The organism is Proteus cibi (assembly GCF_003144405.1).
Taxonomy (GTDB): Bacteria; Pseudomonadota; Gammaproteobacteria; order Enterobacterales; family Enterobacteriaceae; genus Proteus; species Proteus cibi.
This window is the reverse complement of the sequence record NZ_PENW01000015.1, coordinates 184,797-196,735: the sequence shown is the minus strand read 5'-3', so window position 1 is coordinate 196,735 and position 11,939 is coordinate 184,797. Positions and strand designations below refer to the sequence as shown.

General features: G+C 38.5%; 13 protein-coding genes. 9 read left to right on the top strand and 4 right to left on the bottom strand.

Translation table 11 applies throughout. From position 1 onward, the window contains the following. Positions 1–20: 20 nt before the first annotated feature. From pspC to pspA, 3 genes are read right to left on the bottom strand one after another with little or no spacing between them, the layout of a single operon-like run. A complete protein-coding gene (gene pspC / locus DK865_RS08585) occupies positions 21–377 on the bottom strand; it encodes an envelope stress response membrane protein PspC (protein WP_023582318.1) in 357 nt (118 codons plus the stop codon). Next, positions 374–607, bottom strand: a complete 234-nt coding sequence (pspB, locus tag DK865_RS08580) for an envelope stress response membrane protein PspB (protein WP_023582319.1) — start codon at positions 605–607, stop codon at positions 374–376. Before pspB ends, pspC begins: the two co-directional genes overlap by 4 nt. Before the next feature lie 36 nt (positions 608–643). Continuing rightward, the gene (gene pspA / locus DK865_RS08575; RefSeq protein ID WP_023582320.1) at positions 644–1,312 is read right to left on the bottom strand and encodes a phage shock protein PspA; all 669 of its coding nucleotides are present in this window, start codon (positions 1,310–1,312) and stop codon (positions 644–646) included. A 213-nt stretch (positions 1,313–1,525) separates the two neighbouring features. Between pspA and pspF the strand changes: the two genes are divergently transcribed. The 9 genes from pspF to gstA all read left to right on the top strand — a co-directional run bounded on the left by pspF (position 1,526) and on the right by gstA (position 10,914). Continuing rightward, on the top strand, positions 1,526–2,521 hold the full coding sequence (gene pspF, locus DK865_RS08570) for a phage shock protein operon transcriptional activator (RefSeq protein WP_023582321.1): 996 nt from the start codon (positions 1,526–1,528) through the stop codon (positions 2,519–2,521). 294 nt (positions 2,522–2,815) lie between these two features. Then, on the top strand, positions 2,816–4,501 hold the full coding sequence (gene sapA, locus DK865_RS08565; protein WP_109391666.1) for an ABC transporter substrate-binding protein SapA: 1,686 nt from the start codon (positions 2,816–2,818) through the stop codon (positions 4,499–4,501). Positions 4,502–4,504: 3 nt separating this feature from the next. Next, positions 4,505–5,470, top strand: a complete 966-nt coding sequence (gene sapB, locus DK865_RS08560; RefSeq protein ID WP_036913188.1) for a putrescine export ABC transporter permease SapB — start codon at positions 4,505–4,507, stop codon at positions 5,468–5,470. Beyond that, on the top strand, positions 5,457–6,350 hold the full coding sequence (gene sapC, locus DK865_RS08555; protein ID WP_023582324.1) for a putrescine export ABC transporter permease SapC: 894 nt from the start codon (positions 5,457–5,459) through the stop codon (positions 6,348–6,350). Before sapB ends, sapC begins: the two co-directional genes overlap by 14 nt. Then, positions 6,350–7,351, top strand: a complete 1,002-nt coding sequence (gene sapD / locus DK865_RS08550; protein WP_023582325.1) for a putrescine export ABC transporter ATP-binding protein SapD — start codon at positions 6,350–6,352, stop codon at positions 7,349–7,351. Before sapC ends, sapD begins: the two co-directional genes overlap by 1 nt. Continuing rightward, positions 7,341–8,150 carry a putrescine export ABC transporter ATP-binding protein SapF gene (gene sapF, locus DK865_RS08545; protein ID WP_023582326.1) on the top strand — a complete coding sequence of 270 codons (810 nt, stop codon included), beginning with the start codon at positions 7,341–7,343 and terminating at the stop codon, positions 8,148–8,150. Before sapD ends, sapF begins: the two co-directional genes overlap by 11 nt. A gap of 207 nt (positions 8,151–8,357) precedes the next feature. Further along, positions 8,358–9,146 (top strand): enoyl-ACP reductase FabI, encoded by a 789-nt coding sequence (fabI, locus tag DK865_RS08540; protein ID WP_109391665.1) that lies wholly within the window; start codon positions 8,358–8,360, stop codon positions 9,144–9,146. Between the two features lie 238 nt (positions 9,147–9,384). Then, complete coding sequence (locus DK865_RS08535) at positions 9,385–10,089, top strand: DUF3592 domain-containing protein (protein WP_109391664.1); 705 nt, start codon at positions 9,385–9,387, stop codon at positions 10,087–10,089. A 213-nt stretch (positions 10,090–10,302) separates the two neighbouring features. After that, on the top strand, positions 10,303–10,914 hold the full coding sequence (gene gstA / locus DK865_RS08530; protein WP_023582329.1) for a glutathione transferase GstA: 612 nt from the start codon (positions 10,303–10,305) through the stop codon (positions 10,912–10,914). 68 nt (positions 10,915–10,982) lie between these two features. On the opposite strand, the gene pdxY is transcribed toward gstA, so the two are convergent. Then, a complete protein-coding gene (pdxY, locus tag DK865_RS08525; protein ID WP_023582330.1) occupies positions 10,983–11,852 on the bottom strand; it encodes a pyridoxal kinase PdxY in 870 nt (289 codons plus the stop codon). Positions 11,853–11,939: the final 87 nt, after the last annotated feature.

The window sequence follows — 11,939 nt, the reverse complement described above, 5'->3', positions numbered from 1 at the left end:
CCGATTAAATAGCAAGAATATTACAAATCTCGAAAGCGTTTATTTAACTGATAACTGGAAGAGGTAATATAACGTTCCATTTGTTGTAAACGTTTTTCACCTTGCATCAATTGATTATCTACTCCACTTAAGATTTCTTTTAAGCTTTCTTGCTGATCTTCACCTTGCTGGTAATTAGTCGGAGCGGGCTCCATAAAAAAACTTAAGACAAGGTAAGCAATAATAGTTAAACCGAAAAAGCCAGCAAACAGCGCAATCACCGCAATAACCCTGACAAGTAAAACAGGAATATTAAAATAATGGGCAAGCCCAGCACATACACCACGGATCATGCCTTCTTGTGGCAAGCGATACAATTGTTTGCTTTGCATCGTCATTGTGATTGCCTCCAGTTAGGATGTTCTGCATCAAGTATTTGTTCTAACGTCTTAATGCGCTCCTGCATTTGCTGAGCTTTATCCACCAGCGCGCTCAGTCGCTGCATTTCTTGATGGGTTAACTGAACATTACCTCCACCTTTCTGACTGTTATAGTGCAACCACAACCAAATAGGGAGAATAAATAAAACGAAAATTGTCAGTGGTATTCCCAGAAATATATAGCCCATTACATATCCTTTATAAGATGGTTATTACGCTTGCTGTTACTCTTTGTTGATATTGATTTTAGCTTTTAATGCCGCTAATTGCGCGCTAATTTCATCATCAGCTTTTAATTCAGCAAACTGTTGGTCTAATGATTTCTCTTTACCTAGCCCATAACTTTGAGCTTCACCTTCCATATGATCTATACGGCGTTCAAACTGCTCAAAACGTGCCATTGCTGCGTCCATTTTACCACTGTCTAATTGACGACGAACTTGGCGAGATGAGCTTGCAGCTTGATGACGCACAACTAAAGACTGCTGTTTTGCGCGTGTTTCAGTTAACTTGTTTTCTAACTCGCTAATTTCGCCTTTTAAACGCGTTAGCGTTTCATCAATAATAATCAATTCGTGTTTCAATGTGTCATTGACTGATGCTACACGTTGTTTTTCGATTAATGCGGCACGAGCTAAATCTTCTTTTTCCTTGATAAGAGCCAACTCTGCTTTATCCTGCCAATCTTTCATCTGTTTTTCAGCTTGTTCGATACGGCGCTCTAATCCTTTTTTTTCAGCTAAAGTACGTGCAGAAGTTGTGCGGATCTCAACTAACATATCTTCCATTTCTTGGATCATTAGGCGGATCATTTTTTCAGGATCTTCCGCTTTATCTAATAAAGAAGCGATATTGGCATTAATAATGTCAGCAAAACGTGAAAATATACCCATGATGTTATCCTTAATAGCTATGCTAATGAGTGATGTTAAATTGTTTCAATAATGGCGACGATCATAACGCCAGCATACTTTAGTTAATACAATTTGCGTGCCAACTTTTAAAATTCACTTAACCTATTAATAATAGGCGATTTATATTATTCGCCTATTTTTTAAACATTTGCTAAACTGGCAAAAAATACCTCAATATGGTGAATTTAACCAATGAATGAGAATTTGGAGACAATAATTGGCGTTGATAGTCAATTTATTGATGTATTAGAACAAACCTCAGCGCTTGCTCAATTAAAAAAGCCTGTATTAATTATTGGTGAACGAGGTACAGGTAAAGAGTTGATCGCTCATCGATTACATTATCTTGCTCCTTGGTGGCAAGGGCCTTTTATTTCAATCAACTGCTCTGCGCTCAATGATAATTTACTTGATTCTGAACTTTTTGGTCATGAAGCGGGGGCTTTTACTGGCGCTAAAAATCGTCATCAAGGGCGCTTTGAACGTGCGGATGGAGGTTCTCTTTTTCTTGATGAACTAGCGACTGCGCCCATGCTTGTGCAAGAAAAGCTTCTGCGCGTCATTGAGTATGGTCATTTAGAGCGCGTTGGAGGCAGTCAATCTCTGCATGTTGATGTTAGACTCATTTGTGCAACAAATGCAGATTTACCCGCAATGGCGGAAGAAGGTAAGTTTCGTGCCGATTTACTAGATAGATTAGCGTTTGATGTTATTAGGCTCCCGCCATTAAGAGAACGACGCGCAGATATTATGTTGCTTGCTGAAAATTTTGCCATCTCAATGTGCCAAGAGTTGGGCTTACCTTTTTTTCCTGGTTTTAGTCATAGTGCACGCCAAGTTCTTTTAGATTATTCATGGCCAGGTAATATTCGTGAGCTCAAAAACGTTGTTGAACGCTCCGTTTATCGTCATGGAACCAGTGATCACATACTCAACAATATTATTATTGATCCCTTCGCTGGTTTTCAATCGTCAAAAAGACCTGCATTAAAGACATCGCCTAAAGAAAATTGTCCACTACCTACATTACCGCTGGATTTACGCCAATGGCAAAATGATGTAGAAAAAAAATTAGTGAATAATGCATTAAAAGAGAGTTTATATAACCAAAAAGAGGCGGCTGAAAAATTATCATTAAGCTACGATCAATTTAGAGGACTAATTAAAAAACATCAAATAATAACTTAATAGATTGATAAATTTAGCTTTTTAAACATTGAGGAGAGGAATATAGACAAGAGGCAAAAAAAAAAGCCAGCACCCGAGCTGGCTAGTAAAAAAATACTGGAAGCAATGTGAGCAATGTCGTGTCCTCTGCGGAAAACCTCTTACCGCCAAGGACAATACGGATGATAATCTTTATCATTAGCATTTGTAAAGCATTTTATTGAGAATTTTTCTCACTTTGTTTTTTTGACTATTTGGGGATAGAAAGTTTTTTAAGTTACAATGGCAAAATCGTTTCTCTAAAAGATATTATTTATGCGCCCTATTTTATTTATTGGTACTTTGCTACTCACCTTTACAAGCGCAGCTTGTATCGCAGATGTAGCACCCAAAACACAAGCACCATCTATAACGCTTGAGCCAACGCCAATTAATCAAAATGGCTTTGTTTACTGTGTTGATGGTAGTGTGAATACCTTTAACCCTCAGTTATCAAGTAGTGGATTAATTATTGATCCTCTGGCTGCACAGCTCTATGACCGTCTTTTAGATGTTGACCCTTACACCTATCGCCTGATCCCTGAAATTGCAGCTCGATGGGAAACATTAGATAACGGCGCGACATACCGCTTTTATTTACGTAAAAATGTCTCTTTTCAACAAACATCTTGGTTTACACCAACACGTAAACTTACCGCTGATGATGTTATTTTTAGTTTTGAAAGGATGATTAATCCACAAAATCCCTTCAATCAAGTCAATGGCGGTAAATATCCCTATTTTGACAGCTTAAGTTTTGCCAATAATATCCAATCGATAAAGAAACTGGGTCAATACACGGTAGAATTTAGCTTAAAAGAGCCTGACGCCTCTTTTTTATGGCATTTAGCAACACATTACGCCCCTATTCTTTCTGCTGAATACGCGCAAAATTTAGAAAAATCAGGCGATCAAACACAGCTTGATTGGAAACCAGTGGGAACAGGTCCTTTTTTTCTAGATGAATATCAACCAGGACAATTTGTTCGTTTATTTAGAAATAAAGATTACTGGAAAGGTCAACCTAAGATGCAACAGGTTGTTATTGATATGGGTGCAGGAGGTACAGGTCGTATATCTAAATTACTCACTGGCGAATGTGATGTTTTAGCCTATCCTGCCGCAAGCCAATTAAAAGTCTTACGTGACGATCCGCGACTCAGATTAACATTACGTTCTGGTATGAATATCGCTTATTTAGCCTTTAACACCAGTAAACCGCCACTCAATGATCTTAAAGTTCGTCAAGCGATTGCTTATGCCATTAACAATGAACGTTTAATGGAGTCTATTTATTATGGTACCGCTGAAACGGCAGCATCAGTACTTCCTCGTGCATCTTGGGCTTATGATAACCGAGCAAAAATTACAGAATACAATCCTGAAAAATCGAAACAAATTCTTAAAGAGCTAGGTCTTGATGGGCTGAAATTAAATCTTTGGGTGCCTAGCGCCTCACAATCTTATAACCCAAGCCCATTAAAAATGGCGGAACTTATTCAAGCTGACTTAGCTCAGGTGGGGATTCAAATGAATATTCGCCCTATTGAAGGACGATATCAAGAAACGAGTATGATGGATCGCACCCATGATATGACCTTATCGGGTTGGTCAACTGACAGTAACGATCCTGATAGCTTTTTCCGCCCTCTCTTTAGCTGTGCAGCAATTGGCTCACAAACTAACTTAAGTCATTGGTGTTTACCTAACTTTGATGATATTTTGAAAAAAGCGCTTTATAGTCAGCAACTTGCTTCAAGAATGGATTATTATCATGAAGCTCAAGATATACTTGCTCAAGAGTTACCAGTGTTGCCTTTAGCAAACTCTTTACGTATGCAAGCATATCGTTATGATATTAAAGGACTAGTATTAAGCACTTTTGGTAATGCGTCTTTTGCTGGTGTTTATCGAGAGGCAGAAGTAGACGAACAAAATCACAAGAAAGAGGCTGTAAAATAATCCATGATTATTTATTCAATACGTCGATTGCTTTTATTACTTGTGACACTGTTCTTTTTGTCGCTAGTGAGCTTTAGCCTAAGTTATTACACGCCTAATGCCCCATTAAGTGGAGCCTCGCTTACCGATGCCTACTTTTTTTATGCCCATAATATGATCCATTTTGATTTTGGTATTTCCTCTATCAATGGTGAACCTATCAAAGCGCAATTGGTAGAAGCATTGCCAGCGACCATGGAGCTTTGTACATTAGCCTTTCTTTTTGCCCTTATTGTAGGTATTCCTGCTGGTATTATTGCGGGGGTTTGGCGTAACAAATCCGCCGATATTATTATCAGTAACTTCGCACTCTTAGGTTTCTCTGTGCCTGTGTTTGGGCTTGCATTGCTGTTAACGCTTTTCTTCTCACTAAAATTGGGTTGGCTCCCTGTTTCAGGTCGTATTGATTTGCTTTATAACTTGCAACCTATTACAGGCATTGCATTAGTGGATGCGTGGCTTTCTGATTCTCCTTATCGCCAGCAAATGATCATTAACGTATTACAGCATTTGATTTTACCCATAATAACTTTAGCTATTGCACCAACAACCGAAGTTATTCGATTAATGCGAAATAGTACGGAAGAAATTATGTCAGAGAACTACGTGAAAGCAGCCGCAACTCGAGGTCTCTCACGTTTTACAATTATTCGTCGCCATATTCTTCATAATGCTTTACCCCCTATCATCCCTAAATTAGGCTTACAGTTTTCCACCATGCTTACACTCACTATGGTGACAGAAATTGTATTTAACTGGCCGGGGCTGGGTCGTTGGTTAGTTACAGCAATCCGCCAACAAGATTACTCTGCTATTTCAGCGGGTGTCATGTTAGTGGGTTCAATGGTCATTATTGTCAATGTCTTATCAGATATTGTGGGTGCAATGAGTAACCCAATGAAACACAAGGTGGGATATGCCTTTAGATAGCCAATTTTATAAAGAGAAAAAAACACCTACACCCGCAGCGGTGATTTGGCAATGTTTTTCTAAAGACGTTATCTCAATGGTGGGTTTTTATGGCGTTCTTTTTCTCTTAGTACTCAGTATTATAGGCCCTTATATTGCGCCTTATGCACTTGACCAACAATTTTTTGGTCATCAACTCACGCCACCATCTTGGTATCAAAACGGCAATGTCTCTTATTTCTTTGGTACAGATGATTTAGGTCGTGATGTCTTTAGCCGGATTTTAATTGGTACAAGTATGACCTTCGGTGGTGCATTTATTGTCACTTTTGCAGCGACACTGATGGGGTTAATTATCGGTTGTTTTGCAGGTATGACCCATGGCTTAAAATCCGCAATACTCAATCATATATTAGACACACTGTTATCAATTCCATCCTTACTGCTTGCTATTATTGTTGTGGCTTTTGTAGGAACAAGTCTTGGACACGCGATGATAGCGATTTGGCTTGCGCTGTTACCGCGTTTAGTCAGAATGATTTACTCTGCGGTTAATGATGAATTAAACAAAGAGTATGTTATTGCTTCTCGACTTGATGGTGCGTCAAACATTTCCATTTTATGGTACACCGTGCTACCTAATATTACGCCGGTATTGGTTTCTGAATTAACACGCGCCTTCTCAATTGCTATTCTCGATATTACCGCATTAGGTTTTCTTAATTTAGGCGCCCAACTTCCTTCACCAGAATGGGGAGCTATGTTAGGTGATTCATTAGAGTTAATTTATGTTGCGCCTTGGACAGTCTTAATTCCGGGCGCCACAATTATGATAAGCGTTTTACTGGTGAACCTTTTAGGTGATGGTTTACAGCGTGCAATAAATGAGGGAGTTGAATAATGCCTTTATTAGATATACGCAATTTAACCATTGAATTTATGACACCCGATGGCCCAGTAAAAGCGGTAGATCGCGTTTCTATCACCTTAAATGAAGGTGAAGTGAGAGGTCTTGTTGGTGAATCAGGATCGGGTAAAAGCTTAATTGCAAAAGCGATTTGTGGCGTTACGAAAGATAATATCAATGTGACAGCCGATCGCTTCCGTTTTGATGATATCGACTTACTTAAGTTATCACCAAGAGCGCGACGTCGTGTTATTGGTCATAATATCTCAATGATTTTTCAAGAGCCACAATCTTGTCTTGATCCTGCTACAAAAATTGAGCAGCAGCTTATACAGGCAATTCCCGGCTGGACTTTTAAAGGCCATTGGTGGCAACGCTTTCATTGGCGGAAACGTCGCGCAATTGAACTATTACACCGTGTAGGTATTAAAGATCACAAAGACATTATGCGCAGTTACCCTTATGAATTAACTGAGGGTGAGTGCCAAAAGGTAATGATTGCCATTGCTATTGCAAATCAACCTCGCTTGCTGATTGCGGATGAACCCACTAACGCGATGGAGCCAGCAACACAAACCCAAATCTTTCGTTTACTGACTCGGCTCAATCAAAATAACAATATGACCATTTTGTTGATTAGCCATGATTTGCAATGGATGAGTAAATTGGCGAACAAAATTACGGTTATGTATTGTGGTCAAACCGTCGAAACAGCCTCCCCAGACGAGTTATTAGTGACACCTTATCATCCTTATACTCAAGCGTTGATCCGCTCGATCCCCGATTTTACCAACTCATTAGCACATAAAAGCCGTTTAAATACATTGCCTGGCGCAATCCCCTCTCTTGAACATTTACCCGTGGGTTGCCGTTTAGGGCCTCGTTGCCCTTATGCACAGCGACAATGTATTGAAGCACCTCGGTTACGTTTATTTAAAAACCATGCCGTGGCTTGTCATTTTCCGTTAAATGTGGAGCCAACTGATGTTCGATAAATTGCTTGAGGTGAAAAATCTATCAAAAACATTTCGCTATCGTACTGGATTATTTCGGCGTCAGCAGTTAGAAGCGGTAAAACCCGTGAGTTTTACGCTAGAACCCAAGCAAACTTTAGCTATTATTGGCGCAAATGGTTCCGGAAAATCGACATTAGCAAGAATGTTATCAGGTGTGACAGAACCTACGGGTGGCGATATTTTTATTAATGGGCATCAACTGACTTTTGGTGATTACCCTTATCGTAGTCAGCGCATTAGGATGATATTTCAAGATCCCACTAACTCATTAAACCCGCGCCAGCGTATCGGTCAAACATTAGAGATCCCTTTACGCCTGAATACGGACTTAAGTGCCATTGAACGTGAGAAACGAATTTATCAAACCTTACGTCAAGTGGGACTTTTACCTGAACATGCAAACTATTATCCTCATATGTTTGCATCAGGTCAGCGTCAACGAATTGCACTTGCACGCGCATTAATATTACAACCTCAAGTTATTATTGCCGATGAGGCAATCGCTTCGCTAGATATGTCTTTACGCTCACAAATTATAAACTTGATGTTAGAACTGCAAGAAACTCATGATATTGCCTATATTTATGTGACACAAAACTTAGGCATGACAAAACATATTAGCGATAAAATCATTGTAATGGATAACGGTGAGGTCGTTGAACGTGGTAATACAGCAGAAGTCCTTGCGTCACCATTACATGAAGTCACTCGAAGATTGGTTGCAAGTCACTTTGGTGAAGCCTTAACAGCAGAAGCTTGGCGTCAGGATTTGACTTAAGTGTAAACAATATAAGCATAATGTTGATTGCACATTATTTCGCCCTTTTTCCTTAACTCCTCGGAGGTGCTAGGGAAATTAAACAAATTTACAAATGTCGTGGTAGAATCAGCCACGTTTATTAACAATAAGCGTGATAACCTAACAGGTAAATAAAACTGTGAATGATGTTATTATCGCGATTTACGAAAAAACAAGGATACAGCTATGGGCTTTATGACCGGCAAACGCATTCTTATTACTGGTGTTGCTAGTAAATTATCAATTGCTTATGGTATTGCCAAAGCTATGCGTGACCAAGGTGCAGAACTTGCATTTACTTACCAAAATGAAAAACTGAAACCACGCGTTGAAGAATTTGCAGCATCATTAGACTCAAATATCGTATTAGAGTGTGATGTGTCAAAAGACGAAAGCATCGAGACTATGTATGCAGAACTTGCAAAAGTTTGGCCAAAATACGATGGGTTTGTTCATTCTATCGGTTTTGCTCCTGCTGACCAATTAGATGGCGACTACGTTAATGCAGTCACTCGTGAAGGCTTTAAAATTGCTCACGACATCAGTGCATACAGCTTCGTTGCTATGGCAAAAGCAAGCCGTGAAATGTTAAATCCAAATTCAGCGTTATTAACTCTGACTTATTTAGGTGCTGAACGTGCAATCCCTAACTATAACGTTATGGGTCTGGCGAAAGCCTCTTTAGAAGCTAACGTTCGTTATATGGCAAATGCTATGGGTCCTGAAGGTATTCGTGTTAACGGTATCTCTGCTGGTCCAATCCGTACATTAGCGGCATCTGGTATCAAAGATTTCCGTAAAATGTTAAACCATTGCGAATCAGTAACTCCTCTGCGTCGTACTGTAACAACTGAAGATGTTGGTAATACAGCGGCATTCCTATGCTCTGACCTATCTGGCGGTATCACAGGCGAAATCGTTCACGTAGATGGTGGTTTCAGCATCGCTGCAATGAATGAATTAGAACTAAAATAATTCTGTTCTATAAATAATAGAAACCAGCCTCACTATTAAGGCTGGTTTTTTTATATCGTTTCTACTATTTTTACTCTTAACGCGATTAACTCTCGAGTTCCTATCCCATCCCTCTCTTTTTTTCTTTCATTTTTAATATTATGACTCGCTAGATAAATGTCACTTTTTTAGCTTATTCCTATAATCTTTTTTTATATTAGCGATAAAATAATTACATATTAATAAAAGGATTTAATGTATGAAGAAATTTAGATTTTTGTTTTATATTTTTGCTCTTATTGGTGCAATTATTTTTGTTGTGGCTTTATTTGTTATTAAATCTGAATTAAAGGTAGTAAGAAATGGAATAGAAACAACAGGCGTTGTTATTGACCAAAGTGTGAGTAAATCTTCTAGTGGCAACGACTTTTATCACCCTGTTATTCGATTTAATACTAAAGATAATAGAGAAATAACGTTTCGCTCACCAGAAGGTAGCCACCAATCTCGCTTTTACCTTGGAGAAAAAATTAATGTTATTTATCTTCCAAGTGATCCACAAAGAGCAACGATAAACAATTTTTTAGGTCTCTATGGCGCAGGGGCTATATTAAGTATTTTAGGATTGGTATTTGCCTCAACAGGGCTTATCCCTTTGTATTTTATCAGAAGAAGAGCCACTAGAGATCAACGATTAAAACGTGATGGAATGCCGATCAATGTAAAAATATCTGAAATTATTGTTAATAGCCATATTCGTTTTAATCACCGTTCTCCCTATCAAATTATTGCTGATTATCATGATACATTAAACAATCGATTAATTCGTTATAAAAGTGGTTATATCTTTTTTGACCCTACCCCCTATATTAATAGAGAGCTTGTTACAGTCTATGTTGATAAAAAGAACCCCAAAATTTATTACCTTGATATTTCATTTTTACCTTCATTTGAAGAGTCATAAATAAATGCGCCTTATATTTATATAATATAAGGCGCATTTATTTTCGTGTATTTTCATCAATTAACTGTCTTGTTCACAAATTTACAAAAGCCTCTTTTATTCGCACCATTTGAGTTTGCTAATTTCTTAGAACCTCTTATCATCTTATATTAGTGAAGATATTCTGATATCTGTAAGTGAATTCACCATCTCATTGATAGGGAGCTATTTACTATGAAATTGTACTACACGCCAGGTAGTTGCTCGCTTTCCCCCCATATCGTTTTACGTGAAACAGGTTTGGATTTCTCAATCGAGCGTATTGATTTACGTGCGAAGAAAACAGAATCGGGGAAAGATTTTCTAACCATCAATCCTAAAGGCCAAGTTCCTGTTCTTCAATTAGATAATGGTGATATTTTGACTGAAGGTGTTGCAATTGTTCAATACCTTGCCGACTTAAAACCTGATAGAAATTTAATTGCACCACCCAAATCGCTAGAACGTTATCATCAAATTGAGTGGTTAAACTTTCTGGCAAGTGAAGTTCATAAAGGCTATGGTCCACTATTCTCATCAGATACACCTGAAAGCTATCTACCTGTTGTTAAAACTAAATTAAAAAGCAAATTCGCTTATATTAATGATGTCTTGAGCAAACAAAAATGTGCATGTGGTGAGCATTTTACCGTTATTGATGCCTATTTATTTACATTAAGCCAATGGGCACCCCATGTCGGTTTAGATTTAAGTGATTTAACACACTTACAAAACTACCTAAAACGCATTGCACAACGACCTAATGTACACAGCGCACTGGTCACTGAAGGGTTAATTAAAGAGTAAATTAACACAATAAAAAAGCGGATATCACATTAGTATCCGCTTTTTTCTTCTCTTAAAAATCGAGTGATTTAATCTATCTGGGTTGCGCAGAATCGGTGTGTTGGGTGCACCATTTGATCTTGAGCAGCAACAAGTTGTAATTCGTACTCATTCATTTCTTTCGTTTTTAGCATCACTTCATAAACTGCCGCAGCAACGTGTTCTAATGCGGTTTGTAATTCAACGCCTTTAAGTAAATCCACCAGCATTAAACCACTTGTTAAATCACCAACACCCACAGGTTGACGCTCACCAAAATCAACTAATGGACGACTCACATGCCAACTATGTTCTGCGGTTACTAACAGCATTTCAAAGCGATCATGACGATATCCTGCACGTGATAAGTGTTTTACTAATACAACCTTTGGACCTTGTTTACACAATTCACGGGCAGCATTTACACATTCATCAACATTATGCAGGGTTTTGCCACCACTTAATGTTTCAAGCTCTAATAAATTGGGTGCAATGATATCACTAATAGGTAATGCATCTTCACACAGCACACCTGAAACTGCAGGAGGAACAATACACCCTTTTTCAGGGTGCCCCATGACAGGATCACAAAAATACCATGCGTTAGGATTCGCTTGTTTTACTTTTTTAACGATATCAACAATGCGCAAACCCTGTTCAGCAGATCCCAAATAGCCACTTAGTACTGCATCACATTGTGATAGTTTACCGATTGCGGCAATACCATCAACAATCTCAGTAATATGTTCTGCTGACATGACACAGCCAGTCCATTTTTCTGGATATTGTGTGTGATTTGAAAATTGCACTGTATTTAGAGGCCAAACATTCACCCCCATACGACGCATTGGAAACTCAGAGGCGCTGTTACCCGCATGACCGAAAACAACATGTGACTGAATAGAGAGTATATTTTTCATGACATAAACCGATTATTGTGAATACACACAACACCCAAGCTTTATTATCATAGGCGAGGTATATACGTTTATTTATTGTTATTAAGA

Excerpts from the sequence above, each read along its gene's own strand:
- sapC (WP_023582324.1), top strand. The coding sequence starts at position 5,457 with ATGCCTTTAGATAGCCAATTTTATAAAGAGAAAAAAACACCTACACCC.
- DK865_RS08535 (WP_109391664.1), top strand. The coding sequence starts at position 9,385 with ATGAAGAAATTTAGATTTTTGTTTTATATTTTTGCTCTTATTGGTGCA.
- fabI (WP_109391665.1), top strand. The coding sequence starts at position 8,358 with ATGGGCTTTATGACCGGCAAACGCATTCTTATTACTGGTGTTGCTAGT.
- pspB (WP_023582319.1), bottom strand. The coding sequence starts at position 607 with ATGGGCTATATATTTCTGGGAATACCACTGACAATTTTCGTTTTATTT.
- pdxY (WP_023582330.1), bottom strand. The coding sequence starts at position 11,852 with ATGAAAAATATACTCTCTATTCAGTCACATGTTGTTTTCGGTCATGCG.
- pspA (WP_023582320.1), bottom strand. The coding sequence starts at position 1,312 with ATGGGTATATTTTCACGTTTTGCTGACATTATTAATGCCAATATCGCT.
- sapD (WP_023582325.1), top strand. The coding sequence starts at position 6,350 with ATGCCTTTATTAGATATACGCAATTTAACCATTGAATTTATGACACCC.
- pspC (WP_023582318.1), bottom strand. The coding sequence starts at position 377 with ATGACGATGCAAAGCAAACAATTGTATCGCTTGCCACAAGAAGGCATG.
- sapF (WP_023582326.1), top strand. The coding sequence starts at position 7,341 with ATGTTCGATAAATTGCTTGAGGTGAAAAATCTATCAAAAACATTTCGC.
- sapB (WP_036913188.1), top strand. The coding sequence starts at position 4,505 with ATGATTATTTATTCAATACGTCGATTGCTTTTATTACTTGTGACACTG.
- pspF (WP_023582321.1), top strand. The coding sequence starts at position 1,526 with ATGAATGAGAATTTGGAGACAATAATTGGCGTTGATAGTCAATTTATT.
- gstA (WP_023582329.1), top strand. The coding sequence starts at position 10,303 with ATGAAATTGTACTACACGCCAGGTAGTTGCTCGCTTTCCCCCCATATC.
- sapA (WP_109391666.1), top strand. The coding sequence starts at position 2,816 with ATGCGCCCTATTTTATTTATTGGTACTTTGCTACTCACCTTTACAAGC.